Genomic DNA, 15504 nt, shown 5'->3' with positions numbered 1-15504 from the left:
CTTTGGGACGGCGTCTCAATCTGTCACGGTGCGCAGCGCTTACATCTGCTTGGTCACCTGCGTGTATTCCAGCTCGACCGGGGTTTCCCGGCCAAAGATAGACACGGTCACTTTCAGGCGCTGGTTCTCTTCGTCCACTTCCTCGACCATACCGTCGAAGTCTTCGAATGGACCTTCGTTGACCTTGACCTTCTCGCCAACCTCGAAGCTGATCAGCAGCTTTGGCGTTGTGGTCTCGCCCTCTTCGACGCGGCCCAGGATGCCCTGCACCTCGGCGTCACGCATCGGCATAGGACGGCCCTGTGGACCCAGGAAGCCGGTGACGCGGTTGATCGAGTTGATCAGGTGATAGCCCTGGTCGCTCATTTCCATGTGCACCAGCACGTAACCCGGCATGAAGCGGCGCTCGGTGGTCACTTTCTTGCCGCGACGCACTTCGATCACTTCTTCGGTTGGCACCAGCACTTCGTCAATCTGGTCCTCAAGCCCCTGCTCTTCGACCGATGTGCGAATTGTCTCGGCGACCTTCTTTTCGAAGTTCGAAAGGACGCTAACCGAATACCACCGTTTCGCCATGTGTTCGTCTTCCCGTCATTGCCGGCCATCTGCCGGAGTGTCGTTTATCTTCGCAGTCTTCAAACAGACTATCAGAAACAAAAAATCGGCGTGCAACTCGAATCGCCACACGCCACGTATCTTCTAAAGCCGTGCCTAACGCCGTTGCCCCTTGATTTCAAGAGACAACCGCCGCGTGCAGCTTAGCCAAACAGCGCCAGAATGCCCTGCAAGCCGGAGCGGATCAGAATGTCCACCAGCGAGAAGAACGCAGCCGTCAGCGCCGCCATGATGAACACCATCACGGTTGTCAGCACAACCTCGCGACGGGTCGGCCAGACCACTTTGGATACTTCCGCGCGGACCTGCTGAATGAATGTGATCGGATTGGTTTTCGCCATGACGCTTCTTCTCTGCCTTGATCAGAGGTCGACATACTTGGGCCTTGCGCCAAATTCAAGGCCCAAGACCAAAGCAATCACAACAGGATCAGGATTTAAAACGTGCCAGCCGCGCCTCAAAGCTCGGATCGATCGGCCCGTCAAACGCCACCTCGTCAGTCGAGGGGCGATAGAGCACCGGATGCCAACGACTTGGCAGGATACGCTGCATCAAACGGCCGAGCGATGGATCAGCCCAGACAAAACGCTTCAGCATAAAGAGCACAATCCGGGCCATACGGTCTTGCCCGATCAGCGCACCAACCAGCAACAGCGAGGACACAAACATCAACGCCAGCATGGGGATAAACCACGGCTGCCAGGCGACAACGCCCGCCAAGAAGATCACCGACACCATGCGCGGTGACATCAGGAAACGCCGCAAACTGCGCCCGGCGCTGCCTTCGGTCACCTCAATCTCGCGCCAGGACCGCTCGATCTCAAACGGCTCTTCTTCAGGCGGCGCCAGTTCCGGAAATGGCGACGGGTCCGGGGTCTCCGCCACCGGAGCGTCTTGGTAGATCTCCGGCTGGGTGGTGTCGCGATGTTTCTCACGCCGTTTGCGCTGACGGGCAAACAGCACGGTCTCTTCCAGCGGCTTTGGCTGGGGCACCGGATCAGATTCGGCCAAAAGGGACCGGATCGTGTCCAGTGTCGCGTCGGTGAATGGCTCACCCGGTTCAATGATGTCTTGGCCGTATTGCGGCGGCTTAAGCCGCTCCGGCGCTGTGGCAGTCTCTTGCATATCTCAACCCGATTTTTACCCAAACACCCCCATCGCAACGTGCGATGTAACTCAGTAGCCTTGCAGGGCAGCAAGGCATCCCAAAGGTCAAATTATGAAAAAAATGTGGCGCCGTTGTTGGCACCGCTAAGAAGCGATCCGGTCCACCAGTCGCCGCAGGATGCCAATTTCCAGCCCCCACACATGCGACATGTGACGGGCCACCGCATAAACCGCATCGCGCGCCCGCTCCGGCCCCAGCAACACTGCTGTCAACAGCAGCAGGATCACGGACCAGATCAGCAAGCGCAGGGTCACCGTTGGCACAACTGCGGCCAGCGTGATCACCACAATCAGCGCCAAAAGCCGCGGACGCGGCCAGCGGTTTTTCACGTCCCCTGCCAGAATGGCGCGCCGCACGTCTTTCTCCGAGCGCAGCTCTTGGGCATGAGCTTGCATCGCCTGCGCCACAGGCGAGCTCTCTTCCACAGGCTTAGATTTGCTGGAAAGTCGCGCCATACGCCGCTTGGCTTCGCGCATCAGACGGCGGTTTTCCGCACGCACATCCGGCGCAGCCTCCGGCTGTCCGTCCTGATCCGCCTGTGGCCGAACCGGTTCAAAATCTCCAAGGCGCAACTCGTGCCTCATAGCCCACTCCTCACTCGTCTTCCGCTGTCGCGGCGCTTGCGGCACACGTTTTCCGCAAGTCGTTGACTTGGTTAATGATTGGTAAATACGGCCAGAGCGCGGCTGAGATTGGGGCGAAACTGGGTCCTTTCAGGACAACAATAAGCCGGTCTTTTCACCCTCATGGAATCTTTTGATCACAAACGACATTGACGCGGGGTCGGGTGGATTGTTGTTCTCTCAAAACAAGTGCTACGCAAGGGCAGCACCATCATGGGAGGCAAAGATGGACAGAGCAGACGTGGTAGATGGCGCCTTTCGCGCGCGCATCGCAACTGGCGAATTTCCGACAGGCGGCGCGCCCAATGACGCCCTTGCGCCAGAGCTGGCCCAACAGATTTTTGACGCCCAATGCCTGAGCCGCAACCTCGACCGCCGCTCCCGCAAAATGCAATCCGAGGGCAACGGCTATTACACCATCGGCTCTTCCGGCCACGAAGGCATGGCTGCTGTCGCTGCCGCCCTGCGCCCCGATGACATGGCATTCCTGCACTACCGCGATGGCGCATTTCAAACCATGCGGTCCGCGCAAGTCGAAGGTGTCGATGCCGCCTGGGACATGCTGCTGAGCTTCTGCACCGCCAAAGACGACCCAATGTCCGGCGGCCGCCACAAAGTGCTGGGCTCCAAAGCGCTGAACATCCCGCCTCAGACCTCCACCATCGCCTCCCACCTGCCCAAAGCGGTTGGCGCGGCTTACTCGCTAGGTTTGGGCAAACGCCGCGCGCCAGAACACAAATGCCTCCCCGATGACGGCATCATTATGTGCTCCTTTGGCGATGCCTCTGCCAACCACTCCACCGCCCAAGGCGCGATCAATACCGCCTGTTGGACCGCCTACCAATCCGCGCCCATGCCGCTGCTGTTTGTCTGCGAGGACAACGGCATCGGCATCTCCACCCGCACACCAAGCGGCTGGATCAAGGCCAGCTATGCCAACCGCCCCGGACTGAAATACTTCTGCGCTGACGGCCTCAACCTCTACGACGCCTACAAAGTCGCCCAAGAGGCCGCGCATTATGTCCGCACCCAACGCAAGCCCGCCTTGCTGCACATCTCCGTTGTGCGCCTTTACGGCCACGCAGGTTCCGACCTACAACAGGCTTACCTGCCAAAAGCCACCTTTGAGGCCTGGGAAGCGGACGATCCCCTACTGCATTCCGTGCGGCTGCTCGATCAGGCGGGTGTGATGACACCCGCGCAGGCTCTGGCACTTTATCAAGAGAGCGAAGACCGCTGCGCCACACTGGCCGAGAAAGCCGTGTCCCAGCCACGCCTAAAAACCGCAGAAGACGTCATGGCCTCGCTGATTCCCCCGGTCCGCACCTGCGCGCCCACCAACGGCCCAAGCGACGAGGCCCGCGCCAAAGCCTTTGGCTCTGACCTCAAGCAGATGGACAACCCACAGCCCATGTCGCGCCTGCTCAACTGGGCGCTCACCGATCTAATGCTGGAACACGGCGAGATCGTGATGATGGGCGAAGACATCGGCACCAAGGGCGGCGTTTATGGCGTCACGCAAAAACTCAAGGACCGCTTTGGCGCGGATCGCATGATCGACACGCTGCTGGATGAACAATCCATTCTGGGGCTCGCGATTGGCATGGCGCACAACGGCTTTGTACCGATGCCGGAAATCCAGTTCCTGGCCTATCTGCACAACGCCGAAGACCAGCTGCGCGGTGAAGCCGCCACGCTCCCGTTTTTCTCCAACGGTCAATTCACCAACCCGATGGTGCTGCGCATTGCCGGTCTGGGCTATCAAAAAGGCTTCGGCGGGCATTTCCACAACGACAACTCGCTGGCCGTACTGCGCGACATTCCCGGTGTGATCATCGCCTGCCCCTCGCGCGGGGACGACGCCGCCAAGATGATGCGCGAATGTGTGCGTCTGGCGCGCGAAGAGCAGCGCGTGGTGGTGATGGTGGAGCCCATCGCACTCTATCCGATGCGCGACCTGCTCGACGACAAAGACAGCGGCTGGATGACAACCTATCCTTCGCCCGACCAATCCATCGCCCTTGGCGAGGTGGGTGTGGACGGCGACGGCCCGCTGGCGATCCTCACTTACGGCAATGGCCGCTACCTCAGCACACAGGCCGCGGCCGATCTCAAGGCACAAGGCATCGACACTCGCGTCATCGACATGCGCTGGCTCGCGCCTCTGCCAACCGACGGCATCCTCGCCGCCTTGAAAGGCGCCAAAAAAGTCTTGATCGTGGATGAATGCCGCACCACTGGCAGCCAGTCTGAGGCGCTGATGGCCCTGCTGCAGGAGCAAACCACCCTCCCCCACGCCCGCATCGCGGCGCATGACAGCTTCATTGCCACCGGCCCCGCCTATGCGGCCACCATGCCGTCGCGCACGAGCATCGCGGAGGCGGCCAAGACACTCTGGGAAACCAAATAAGCCACAACCCACCGCCAAACAAAAAGGCCCCCGCAGTCATCAACTGCGGGGGCCATTTATTTAAGAAACCCGAAGGACTTACTTCATGGTGAAGTATTTGAACTTCGGAGAATCTTCCGGCTCCACAACGGTGCCAACATTGGTTTTCATACCCCAGTTCAGCACCTGGTGGTGGATTGGGATGTAAACCTGCTCGTCCTGAACAACCTGCCAGATGTCGTTGATCATGCCGTTACGCTTCTCCAGGTCGGTCTCACCGGCCAGAGCTTCGATTTTCACGTCCAGATCAGGGTTGCTGAAGCGGGTTGCGTTCCAGGAACCGTACTTCTCACCTTTGGTGTGCGCCAGGAAGTTGAAGATGTACTCGGAGTCATAAGTCGGAACACCCCAACCCAGCATGTAGAAATCTGTTTCCAGATTGCTCAGCAGCGGGAAGTGCTGTGCCTTAGGCTTCGCGTCCAGGTTCACCTTCACGCCGATTTTTGCCAGCATGCCAACGGCCGCCTGACAAATCTTCTCGTCGTTGACATAGCGGTCGTTCGGGCAGTTCAGCGTGATGCCAAAGCCATCCGCATAACCGGCTTCCGCCATCAGCGCCTTCGCCTTTTCCACGTCGGTGGAGGAAGAGCTGTCCATCGCTTCGTTCCAGCCGTTCACAAACGGAGGTGCGATCATGCCTGCTGGCGCAGACTGTCCACGCATCACAACTTTCATGATGGCGTCACGGTCAATCGCCATGGACATCGCTTTACGCACACGCACGTCAGACATCGGGTTCACACCATCGACGTCATCATTGGCAATGTCTTCCGCAGCTTGGTTCATACCAAAGAAAATCACGCGGTTCTGAGGCGCGGTGCGCACTTCCAGACCATCGGTGGTGTCCACGCGGCTCAAGTCCTGAACCGGCACGTCCTGGATGAAGTCCACTTCACCAGACAGAAGCGCCGCAACACGGGTCGCTGCGTTCTGGATTGGGGTGTAGATGATGTCGGTCACTTCCAGAGGGAACTCGTCCTTGCCCCAGTAGTTCTCGTTGATCGTCAGAACGGTCTTCACGTCCGGCTCACGGGACACCAGCTTGTATGGGCCGGTGCCGTTTGCGTTTTTGGCTGCAAAGGTGTTCTCTCCACCTTCATAGTCCTGAACCTTCACGGCGTTGTTCGCCTCTGCCCAGTCCTTGTCCAGGATGAACATGTTGGTCAGGTTGTTGGCCATGATCGGGTTTGGACCGTTGGTCTCGATCTCGATCTCATACTCGCCGGTGGCGCGCACCTCTTTCACGGAGGCCAGCAGCTCTTTGTAGTCAGAGTCTTCGGTCATCGCGCGGTCGAGCGAGAACTTCACGTCTTCGGAATCAAACTTCGCACCATCGTGGAAGGTCACGCCTTCACGCAGCTTGAACACCCAAACATTCGGGTTGTCTGCGGACGGACCCCATTCGGTCGCGAGCGATGGCACCATGGCGCCTGCGTGGTCACGCATTACCAGTGTTTCCATGATCTGGTGCGCAAGCGCGGAGGTTGGTCCCTCGTTCTGTGCATGCGGATCCAGAGTCAGCGCATCACCTGCGCGCGCCCAACGGATGGTTTCGGCTTGTGCCAGCATTGGCATCGCTACAACGGCAGCGGTGGCCAGCATCATTGCTTTGAACTTCATCAATTTCACTCCCCTGATAAAGTTGGTGCGGGGATGATTGACGCCAACGGCGCGAATATCAAGGTAAAACCTGTGGAAAAGCGCGGACTTAACCCGTTTGGACCACGGAGAAAAATACAAAAGGGCGCCAAAAGAGGCGCCCTGACTGAATAATTGTTCAGTTGTTAAAACACCTTAGCGGCGAACCTCTTCCATAAATCGCTCACGGATCACAATCGGATTCGTTTTGATCACCGGCACCTTCACATTGCCGCTTTCGCACTTGCTGACGATGATTGTCATCTCGTCACTGGCAATCGCCGCCTGCACCGCCGCGGCCGTGTCCTCCGCCGAAACCGTCTGCACGTTCTCTGTCCCGCAGGCTTTGGCTACTGCTGCCAGATCGGTCTTCATGCCCGCATAAGTCGGTTGATCGCCGGTGGAGCCATAAGAGCCGTTATCAATAATCAGCAGCGTGAAGTTGCCGTGCGGATTGCTCCCGATGGTCGCCAGCGTGCCAAGGTTGGTCAACACCGAGCCGTCGCCGTCAATTGCCACCACAGGTTTGTCCTGCGCCGCTGCCAAACCAAGGCCAATGGACGACGCCAGCCCCATAGTGCCCAACATGTAGAAATTGGACGGCTGATCGTCCATCGCGTGCAGTTCCTGGCTGGGCGCGCCAATGTTGCAGACCACCAGATGCTCGCTGATGATCGGCTTTAGCGTTTGAAATACGTCGTTACGGATCATGCCGAAGCCCTCCAGAAAGATGCGTCACACAGGATCGCCACAGGTTTGGAGGCCATCTGCGCATACTCCAGAATGCCGGGCAGTTCTGCGGCATCTTCCGGTTTGTGGAAATGATAAGTTGGGATGTGTAGCTGGTTCAGGATTGCCTTTGTGTGCAGCGCCATCTCCACCTGACAGGCCACCGGTTCGCCCACTTCCCCACGATAGGAAATCAACATCGGCAGCGGGATCTGGTAGAACTGGATCAGCGTCGCCAGCGTGTTCACCACCACGCCCAGCGCGGTGTTCTGCATCACAATCGCCGGCTTCATCCCGCCCATAAAGGCGCCGGCACAGAGCCCCATACCCTCATCTTCTTTGTTGGACGGCATGTGCATGATCTCTGGCGTCTCGTCCAACACCTCGATCACCCCGGCCAACTGCTTGCACGGCACCGAGGTGATGTAATCAATCCCCGCCGCCTTCAGATCCTTGACGATCTGATGATCCATTTCTGTCGCCATCTGTCCTCCCAACCCTCGCTTGGTGTGCGCCTTTTCCGGCACCATCTTTCGTCACTTTGGGCATAGAAACCTGCGCCAGTGCAGCCAGAATGCCGCAACGGATGGGGCCAGTTTGCAAAACAAAAGGCCCAAGCGATCTGCACCGCTTGGACCTTCCAAATTTCAGTAGTCCTATGACCTACACCTACAGCCCCGCCACGCAGGTGTATTTGGTGATCAAATAGTCGTCCAAACCTTGGCTGCCGCCCTCTTTGCCCATGCCGCTTTCTTTCACGCCCCCAAACGGCGCTTCCACGGTGGTGATGAGGCCGGAGTTGATGCCAACCATGCCGTACTCCAATCCCTCATTCATACGGAACGCCCGTGCGAGGTCCTTGGTGTAAGCATAGGCCGCGAGGCCATAGTCCGTGGCATTGGCCGCCGCCACTGCGTCGTCTTCATCCTCAAACTTGTAAACCGCCGCCAGCGGGCCGAAGATCTCATCGGTAGAGAACGACATCTCGGACGTCGCACCGGTGATCACGGTGGGCTCAAAGAAGGTCTGCCCGAGTGCGTGGCGATTGCCGCCCAGCTCCACGGTGCCGCCTTTGGCTTTGGCATCGGCCACCATGCCTTCGACCTTTTTGACCGCGTTCTCGTCAATCAACGGCCCCTGCACCACGCCATCCTCGGTGCCATCGCCAACCTTCATCGCTGCCACAGCCTCTTTTAGCTTGGCAACAAAGGCGTCATGGATACCCGACTGCACGTAGAAGCGGTTGGTGCAGACACAGGTCTGCCCCATATTGCGGAACTTCGCGATCATCGCGCCTTCAACAGCCGCATCCAGATCGGCATCGTCAAACACGATGAACGGCGCGTTGCCGCCCAACTCCATGGAGACCTTTTTCACCTGATCCGCAGACTGACGAATGAGCAGCTTGCCGACATTGGTCGAGCCAGTGAAAGTCACCTTGCGCACGTCATGGTTTTCCATGATCGCCCCGCCAATCGCTGGCGCGTCCCCAGTCACAATGTTCACCACGCCATTCGGGAAGCCGACATCCTGACACAGCTTGCCCCAAACCAGCCCGCTATACGGCGTCTGCGGCGCAGGTTTGGCCACCACGGTACAGCCCGCCGCCAGCGCCGGCGCAATCTTGCGCGCGAGCATCGAGGACGGGAAGTTCCACGGCGTGATCATGCCCACAACACCCACCGGGTGATGCGTGACCATCAGGCGTTTGTCATTGGTCGGCGCCGGAATGATCTCGCCTTTGCTGCGGCGGATTTCCTCAGCAAACCAGCGCACATAGGCCGCGCCAATGCCAATCTCGCCCCGCGCTTCAAACAGCGGCTTGCCCTGCTCAGCGGTCAGCAGCTGCGCCAGGTCTTCCTGATTGTCCATCAAGGCGTCATGCAGCTTATGCAACAGACCAACGCGCTCCATCAGATTGGTCTTGGACCAAGACTTGAAGGCTTCGCTCGCCGCCGCAATCGCGCGCTGCGTCTCTGCCCCACCGGCCTCCGGCACCGTGCCCAACACCGCGCCTGTCGCGGGGTTGGTGATTTCCGTTGTCGCGCCATTGTCGGCCCCGACCCATTGGCCGCCAATCAGGTTGGATTCCAGCAGCAGTCCATTGAAGTTGCTCATGTCTGACCTTTCGAAAAGACAAATTGTGTGTGTTGGTGATAGGTCTCGCCCGGCCGCAACACGGCCTGCGGAAAGTCATTGTGATGATTCGCGTCAGGCCAAACCTGCGGCTCCAGCGCCAGTCCGGCACAGGCGCCCATCTGTTGGCCGCGCAGGCCGGGCACGCCCGTGGCAATCCCGTCTCCGTCATAGACCTGCAAACCTGGCTCGGTGGTCAAACACGCCATCCGCACCCCGGACGCAAAACTCTGCAAGCGTGCCACGGGGCGCAACGGTTGCCGAGCGTTGGACAGACAAAAGTTGTGATCCACAGGGTGGGCCTGGCTCAGCGGCGCTGCCTCGCGAAAATCAAACCGTGTCCCCGCAACTGGTGCAACCTCACCCGTCGGGATCAACGTGTCTTCCACCGGCGTGTAGCTCGTGGCTGCAATCTGCAAGTGATGTTCCGAAACAGTGTCCGTATAATCGAGCACAAAATAGCTGTGATGCGCCAGGCTACACAGCGTGGTCTTGTCTGTTTCGGCCCGCATCTGGATGTCCAATGTACCGCCGTCCAAAAGCGCAAAGGTCACCGCGCAGCTCAGCGTGCCGGGAAACCCCATATGCCCATCAGGCAGCACCGCCCTAAGCGTTACGTGATCCTCGGCAGCTTCCTCAATTTCCCACAGATGACCACCCAGACCCTCAACCCCGCCATGAAGCGTGTGCCGTCCGCCATCATTGGTATCCAGTTGATAGGTTTCCCCATTCAACTCCAGATGCCCGTCGCGGATACGGTTGGCAAATCGCCCGGCCGTGGCCCCGAAGTAAGGCGAGTCTGTCAAGTAAGGCGCAAAGTCAGGAAACCCCAGCACCAATGGCGCGTCATGTCCCTCCAGACGCAAGTCCTGCAGCACTGCGCCATAGGTCAGCACACGTGCGGTCAACCCGCCGCCCGTCAGCGTCACGCGATGCACCGCACGGCCATCCGGCATATGCCCCCAGATCTCTGTCACTCAAGCCCCCTTACCGCAGTTTGCGCCAATCTCTCCCATCACCGAGCAGGCAGGCGTAGAGCCAAAACCCAGCGATGCTGACGCCAGATGCAACCACGCGCGGCGACAGCCTGCAAGGGTTCCTCCGAAATATGATCAAATTTTTTGACGCCTGGCAACACCGCGAGGCCGTTCGCTCCGCAACCGCATAAACCTAGTTGGCACGCGGAGTCAGAATCACATCCGCCACATAGCCCAGATGGTCAGAGGCTTCGGCGTGCTCGCCTTCGATCACCGCCACATTGGAAACAACAAAGTCCCCTTTAGACAAAAAGACGTAGTCGATCCGGCGGTGTTTCTTGGTGCCGGCAATCACCGGATAGGTGCCCCGTTCCAGCACGTACTCCGCGCCGGCCCGCGCCACCAACGCACTGTCTTCATAGACCCCAGATACAACCCCATGCCGCTTGTCATTGGGCTTGAAGTTGAAATCCCCCATCAACAGCACCGGCGTATCGGTCTGTGCAAACGGCGCCATCATGCGTTGCAGCTGAATACCGGTGTTGTCTTCGCGATCGCGATGGATCGAGGTCGCAAACACCGCCCCGCCCGCCACATCCAAACGGGCCACCGGCATCGCTTTGCCATTGCCACGCCCGCGGCTGGTCACAACACGCATGGTCTTGGTCATCGGGCATTTGCTCAGAACCGCATTGCCCCACCAGGGCAGCGGGCTTGGGTGAAAGGCAAACGAGCTCTCCATGCCCAACGCACGCGCAATCCGGCCGGTTTGCCCCCAGCCCAGCACCTCCTGCAACGCCACCACATCCGGATCGGCCGCCGCAATCGCCGCCACAATGGGTCCAACGTCGTGTTCCTCAAACAACTGGTGCAATGGGTTTGCGCCTGCGTTCTTGGTCCCAAGCGCCGTACGGATGTTAAACGTCATCACCCGCAGGTTACCGTTCTCATCGCCACAGGTTTCTGCCGCCCGCACTGCCGAGCCGCCAGAGACTCCCCAAACCGCCAGCGCTGCAACCAGCAACGCCACAACCACACCCAAACGTCGCATTAACAGAATTTCCTATAGTCTCTCAGCAATTCATTGATATCGTCGTAGTGATACAGCTTGCTGCCATAGGCAAACACCCCACAATCGCAGTAGTCCTTGATGGTCTTCTCAGAGTGCGAGATCATCACCACCCGCGCGTCTTTGATCTTGTCCTTAAGCGCGCGCTTACTTTTGCTCTTGAACCGCCGGTCGCCCACCGCCGTGACTTCATCAATCAGGTAACACTCGAAACTGATGGCCAGCGACAGGCCAAACGCCAAACGCGCTTTCATACCGCTGGAATAGGTCTGAATCGGCAGATCCAGCGAACTCCCCAGCTCCGCGAACTCCTGCACCTGCTCCAAAACAGACTCGGTGTGACAGCCATAAATCCGCGACACAAAACGCACGTTTTCCACCCCGGTCATCGTGCCGTTAAACCCACGCGCAAAGCCCATCGGCCAGCTCACCTTTTCTGTCCGGCGCACCCGCCCTGACGTCGGCAACTCAATCCCGGCAATCATCCGCATCATGGTGGACTTACCTGCCCCGTTGTGCCCCATCAGAGCCACGTTTTTGCGGTTTTCAAACCGATAGGACGCGTTATCCAAGATGACTTTTTTGACACCTTTTACGTTGTAAATTTTGGTCAGGTTCTCAAAGGCAATCATGCTCAGACCCTCTGTTTGCGGGTGATCCGCTCGGCAAACAACGCAACGATCACCAAAGCCGCGCCAAGGCCCAAAGGATAGGCTATATTAAGAACATCGCTGCGATAGTTTGAGTAGAACCCTTCACGGTTCCACTCCACCACATGCAAAATCGGGTTCCACTTGATGATCGCTACCGCCTCTGGCGGCATGCTCGATGGAATGTAGAAAACCCCGGACAGGAAGAACAAAGGGCGGGCAAAGATCTTCTCGATGTGCTGCCACGCTTTGTTCTTCTGATACAGAATGGCATTGACCGATCCGACACCAAACCCAAGCAGACAGGTGGTTAAAAAGGCAAAGATCACCCTCTCCGGATGGGCCGGAATCTGACCAAGCCCCATTGCATATAGGCCAGTGTAAAACACCACATTGATAACAACAAACGTGCAGCCGATCAGACACAACCGCGCCAGCAGCGTGTCAGGCTCCTTGATCATGGGGTAGGACAGCAGCGACTTGTTGGAGGTGAAGGCCCGCATCAAGGAGGCGGATAGCTTATTGTATAGTTCAAGCGTCAACACGGCGGTGGCAAAATACAGCGCCAGCGACTGCCCAAACGGCGATTGCCTGCCAATCAGGTAGAATAGGGTCATCAAAAATGTCACCGAAAAAATCGGTTGGAAGATGGCCCAGAAATAGCCTGAGTGGGACGTCCCAAACGTCATGCGCGTTTCCCGCAGGGTCAGCGCTGCGACGACACGGATTTGCAACCAAATGGCGTAGAACATCAGCCGGACCTCAGCGCATGTGGTCCCGGATCGTATAAGCGATCAACGTGGCAATGGCCCAAAGCGCAAAGGCCGCAACCACAACCAGGAAGAAGTCGCGACTGCGCACCGGATAGGCTGGCTCATTTGGCACAAATGGCCGCGCAAAGACACCAAGATACCGCTGCTGGCGGTCCGCATCGATGCGGGCGGTTTCCAGCGACACCATCGCCGACGCATAGCTTTGCTGCGCAAAGTTCTGTTCAATCAGCAAACCTTCATAAGCCGCCAACGCCTGCGCGGTGTTTTCAAGACTGTCCGGGTCATCCGTCTGACCGATCAAGGCCCGACGCTGCCGGATCTGCTCTTCCAGTGCATCAGCCTGCCGGTTGAGTTGTACCAACATCGGCGAGTCCGCGTCCACTGAGCCTGACAACGCGTTGATCCGCGCCTGAATATCCACCAGCTTGGTCTCCAGAGATGCCATCAGCTCAGCGTCCAATTGCGCGTTAACCATCGGATCCACTGCGCCACGTTCTGCGCGGAAGTCGACCAGTTGCAAACGCACGTTGCGCACCCGCTCCTCGGCCCGCTCAACTTCCTTGGCAGCAAACTGAACCGAGTCTTGCCGCGCTTTTTCGGAGAGTTCGTTGATCAACCGATCCGCCGCCGCCAAGGCCAGCTGCGCCAGACCCTCGGCCATTTCCGCATCAAACGCCTGCACTTCAAAGGTTACAATGCCTGTGGTGCTGTCATAGGTCGTGTTGATGCGCCACTGCCAGTAATCCACCAAATCTTCGAACGTCCCTTCCGGCCGAAAGCGCGCGATTGGGTCGATAAACTCCTGCGAGTAGTGCGACCGCAAATCCAGTTCTGCATCTAACTGGCGCAACAGATCCGCGCTTTCTAAGAAGTTGCGCACCACGTAGCTGTCTGATGTTGTGCTACCGCTGGGGGACAAACCGGTAAAGGACGTCACAAAGTCAGGTGTGCCACCACCCTCGAGTCCTCGGATCACAAAGCTTGCACCGGCAGCGTAACGGTCAGACGCAAACACAAAAAAATACGCACCGCCAAGGGCCACCGGCGTCACAAACAACAGCAGGAACGAAAAGATCACCCCCCAGCGCCGATTGCGCAGAGGCGAACTCTTTGGTGGTGCCTGCAACACACCGCTTGGACCGTCTGCCTTTTTGTTAACAGTCTTCAACGTTTTGACTTTTGCTTCAGCCATGTCTTACCTTTCATGCGCCTACTGGCACCGGCCTGTGTCTGCCACACGCCCCCACTGTCTTGGGGCAAAGTGCGCGCGCAACAGCAATATTGCGCATTGTGTGAGATAACCTAGAAAACTGCTATAACAAGATTGCAGCACGTCCGAGACTTTCAATGCGTTGAAGAGCCTCAAACCGTCTCAAATTGACTTGGCCTGAGACCAGAAAGGATCGCGCCCCACATAGTCAATCATCCAACGCCGCGCGGAGCTGGCCGACATGCCTTCCAATTCCGGGTTCTGCCAGCCAAACACCATCTTGCGATGCGCTGCATCCGTTTCGTCGGCCCCATTGAGATAGTCCATTACAGCAGTTTCTGGATCCTGATGCGACATAATCGACTTGTGCTCGTAGATCGTCTCCAACCCTCTGGGAACATCGCTTTCCCGTGCCAAAACCATATGGCGGATACGTTGTTTGAGGAAAATGGCCTCCATGCCGGAAATATCGCAAAGCGCCAAAGCCACGGCAACTGGCGCGCTGTCATCCTCTTCAATTGTGACCAACCGGCTCAACTGGGTGTGACACCCGAACCGCAGCTGGAGGCTGGCGTTACGCAACACCACGGCGACCTGCAAGCCAGACCGGCGCAAAAGGCGGATGCCAGAAATGAACTCGCGCACCATTGCGGGACGCAGCATACCCAAGTACGGATGCGGCTTGACCACAACCCGGTGCAAATCCAAAGCGCATGCCGCTTTCAGAACCGCCATAAAGCCTCGCAGCCCCACAACAGAACTGTAGTTGTCTGCTTCTCCGCCATAGCCTTCCCAAGTTGGCGAATAAAAGATCACCGGCGCAGTATCCGTGATGCGCATAGGCTTGATCCACGGCATGGACTGCACAAACGTATCGCCCATCATCACGAGCCGGCCCTGATCCACGTCGGATGCGGTAAAAATACCAGCTTCCAAATAGCGATCTCGCGCCAGCGGTCCCGCAATGGAAACGTAGTCATACATCCGTGCAGCAGGTCGGACGGACGCCCCCTTGTTGCTTTCCCCATGCAACGTGAGCACGTGACGGAAAGAACGATTGGCAACTGTTTCTAAATTTGACTGCGAGTTGTACGGGTAAAACAGCACGCCACCGGGACGCAGGGGAAAACGTGTACCATTGGCGCCGCTACTGACCGGCCGCACATCCAAATCGGAGGGCAATCGGCTGAACAGGCGCTGCATCCGGATCAATGCTCGATGCCGCAACAGCAACGGCGTGTCAGACTTACCGTAGGCGCCACTCTCAAAAAACGGACGGATTTGATTGACCGCCGACAGAACCGGACTGTCCATATAAACTGCTTGGTTGGGCACGGTTTCCACATCGCGCACGGCAACCGGCGAAGGCCGTTCCTCAGGCGTGTCCCCTGCTGGATCGTCCTGCTGGTCGTCTGTGGTTTCTTTTCGCGTAACCAAACTATCCGTGTCCCGCACTTTCAACATGGT

15 protein-coding genes are annotated in these 15504 nt (G+C 58.1%); 1 reads left to right on the top strand and 14 read right to left on the bottom strand.

The features are described from left to right. Positions 1–39: 39 nt before the first annotated feature. The 4 genes from nusG to SIB38_RS07060 all read right to left on the bottom strand — a co-directional run bounded on the left by nusG (position 40) and on the right by SIB38_RS07060 (position 2367). Positions 40–576, bottom strand: coding sequence for a transcription termination/antitermination protein NusG (gene nusG / locus SIB38_RS07075; RefSeq protein WP_294117605.1), 537 nt, complete (start codon positions 574–576; stop codon positions 40–42). Positions 577–758: 182 nt separating this feature from the next. Continuing rightward, complete coding sequence (gene secE, locus SIB38_RS07070; RefSeq protein ID WP_294117608.1) at positions 759–956, bottom strand: preprotein translocase subunit SecE; 198 nt, start codon at positions 954–956, stop codon at positions 759–761. Positions 957–1044: 88 nt separating this feature from the next. Beyond that, positions 1045–1740 carry a hypothetical protein gene (locus tag SIB38_RS07065; RefSeq protein WP_412551692.1) on the bottom strand — a complete coding sequence of 232 codons (696 nt, stop codon included), beginning with the start codon at positions 1738–1740 and terminating at the stop codon, positions 1045–1047. A gap of 126 nt (positions 1741–1866) precedes the next feature. After that, positions 1867–2367, bottom strand: a complete 501-nt coding sequence (locus tag SIB38_RS07060; RefSeq protein WP_294117613.1) for a hypothetical protein — start codon at positions 2365–2367, stop codon at positions 1867–1869. Positions 2368–2632: 265 nt separating this feature from the next. Between SIB38_RS07060 and SIB38_RS07055 the strand changes: the two genes are divergently transcribed. Then, complete coding sequence (locus SIB38_RS07055) at positions 2633–4816, top strand: thiamine pyrophosphate-dependent enzyme (RefSeq protein WP_294117616.1); 2184 nt, start codon at positions 2633–2635, stop codon at positions 4814–4816. A 78-nt stretch (positions 4817–4894) separates the two neighbouring features. Here the strand turns inward: SIB38_RS07055 and SIB38_RS07050 are convergent, their stop codons facing one another. The 10 genes from SIB38_RS07050 to SIB38_RS07005 all read right to left on the bottom strand — a co-directional run bounded on the left by SIB38_RS07050 (position 4895) and on the right by SIB38_RS07005 (position 15501). Beyond that, positions 4895–6475, bottom strand: coding sequence for an ABC transporter substrate-binding protein (locus SIB38_RS07050; RefSeq protein ID WP_294117619.1), 1581 nt, complete (start codon positions 6473–6475; stop codon positions 4895–4897). 174 nt (positions 6476–6649) lie between these two features. Further along, positions 6650–7204, bottom strand: coding sequence for a sulfopyruvate decarboxylase subunit beta (comE, locus tag SIB38_RS07045; protein ID WP_294117621.1), 555 nt, complete (start codon positions 7202–7204; stop codon positions 6650–6652). Further along, complete coding sequence (gene comD, locus SIB38_RS07040; RefSeq protein WP_294117623.1) at positions 7201–7707, bottom strand: sulfopyruvate decarboxylase subunit alpha; 507 nt, start codon at positions 7705–7707, stop codon at positions 7201–7203. The genes comE and comD overlap by 4 nt, the downstream gene beginning before the upstream one ends. Before the next feature lie 184 nt (positions 7708–7891). Beyond that, positions 7892–9340 (bottom strand): NAD-dependent succinate-semialdehyde dehydrogenase, encoded by a 1449-nt coding sequence (locus SIB38_RS07035; protein ID WP_294117628.1) that lies wholly within the window; start codon positions 9338–9340, stop codon positions 7892–7894. Next, positions 9337–10335, bottom strand: coding sequence for an aldose epimerase family protein (locus SIB38_RS07030; protein ID WP_412551691.1), 999 nt, complete (start codon positions 10333–10335; stop codon positions 9337–9339). The genes SIB38_RS07035 and SIB38_RS07030 overlap by 4 nt, the downstream gene beginning before the upstream one ends. Before the next feature lie 193 nt (positions 10336–10528). Continuing rightward, entirely contained in the window at positions 10529–11386 is an 858-nt protein-coding gene (locus tag SIB38_RS07025) for an endonuclease/exonuclease/phosphatase family protein (RefSeq protein ID WP_412551690.1), read from the bottom strand. Further along, a complete protein-coding gene (locus SIB38_RS07020) occupies positions 11386–12036 on the bottom strand; it encodes an ABC transporter ATP-binding protein (protein WP_294117637.1) in 651 nt (216 codons plus the stop codon). The genes SIB38_RS07025 and SIB38_RS07020 overlap by 1 nt, the downstream gene beginning before the upstream one ends. A gap of 2 nt (positions 12037–12038) precedes the next feature. Further along, positions 12039–12806: an ABC transporter permease gene (locus tag SIB38_RS07015; protein ID WP_294117639.1), complete on the bottom strand. Its 768-nt coding sequence runs from the start codon at positions 12804–12806 to the stop codon at positions 12039–12041. A 10-nt stretch (positions 12807–12816) separates the two neighbouring features. Beyond that, positions 12817–14019: a hypothetical protein gene (locus tag SIB38_RS07010; RefSeq protein WP_294117641.1), complete on the bottom strand. Its 1203-nt coding sequence runs from the start codon at positions 14017–14019 to the stop codon at positions 12817–12819. A 180-nt stretch (positions 14020–14199) separates the two neighbouring features. Further along, positions 14200–15501, bottom strand: coding sequence for a hypothetical protein (locus SIB38_RS07005; protein WP_412551689.1), 1302 nt, complete (start codon positions 15499–15501; stop codon positions 14200–14202). Positions 15502–15504 lie beyond the last annotated feature (3 nt).

The sequence above is a fragment of the Shimia sp. MIT910701 genome, assembly GCF_047126315.1.
Classification (GTDB): domain Bacteria; phylum Pseudomonadota; class Alphaproteobacteria; order Rhodobacterales; family Rhodobacteraceae; genus Shimia.
This window is presented reverse-complemented; position numbering and strand designations above follow the sequence as displayed.

Bases quoted from the DNA above. Each gene is read 5' to 3' on its own strand.
- SIB38_RS07060 (WP_294117613.1), bottom strand. From the start codon at position 2,367: ATGAGGCACGAGTTGCGCCTTGGAGATTTTGAACCGGTTCGGCCACAG.
- SIB38_RS07005 (WP_412551689.1), bottom strand. From the start codon at position 15,501: ATGTTGAAAGTGCGGGACACGGATAGTTTGGTTACGCGAAAAGAAACC.
- SIB38_RS07065 (WP_412551692.1), bottom strand. From the start codon at position 1,740: ATGCAAGAGACTGCCACAGCGCCGGAGCGGCTTAAGCCGCCGCAATAC.
- SIB38_RS07010 (WP_294117641.1), bottom strand. From the start codon at position 14,019: ATGGCTGAAGCAAAAGTCAAAACGTTGAAGACTGTTAACAAAAAGGCA.
- SIB38_RS07015 (WP_294117639.1), bottom strand. From the start codon at position 12,806: ATGTTCTACGCCATTTGGTTGCAAATCCGTGTCGTCGCAGCGCTGACC.
- comE (WP_294117621.1), bottom strand. From the start codon at position 7,204: ATGATCCGTAACGACGTATTTCAAACGCTAAAGCCGATCATCAGCGAG.
- comD (WP_294117623.1), bottom strand. From the start codon at position 7,707: ATGGCGACAGAAATGGATCATCAGATCGTCAAGGATCTGAAGGCGGCG.
- SIB38_RS07025 (WP_412551690.1), bottom strand. From the start codon at position 11,386: ATGCGACGTTTGGGTGTGGTTGTGGCGTTGCTGGTTGCAGCGCTGGCG.
- SIB38_RS07050 (WP_294117619.1), bottom strand. From the start codon at position 6,475: ATGAAGTTCAAAGCAATGATGCTGGCCACCGCTGCCGTTGTAGCGATG.
- secE (WP_294117608.1), bottom strand. From the start codon at position 956: ATGGCGAAAACCAATCCGATCACATTCATTCAGCAGGTCCGCGCGGAA.
- SIB38_RS07035 (WP_294117628.1), bottom strand. From the start codon at position 9,340: ATGAGCAACTTCAATGGACTGCTGCTGGAATCCAACCTGATTGGCGGC.
- SIB38_RS07020 (WP_294117637.1), bottom strand. From the start codon at position 12,036: ATGATTGCCTTTGAGAACCTGACCAAAATTTACAACGTAAAAGGTGTC.
- SIB38_RS07055 (WP_294117616.1), top strand. From the start codon at position 2,633: ATGGACAGAGCAGACGTGGTAGATGGCGCCTTTCGCGCGCGCATCGCA.
- nusG (WP_294117605.1), bottom strand. From the start codon at position 576: ATGGCGAAACGGTGGTATTCGGTTAGCGTCCTTTCGAACTTCGAAAAG.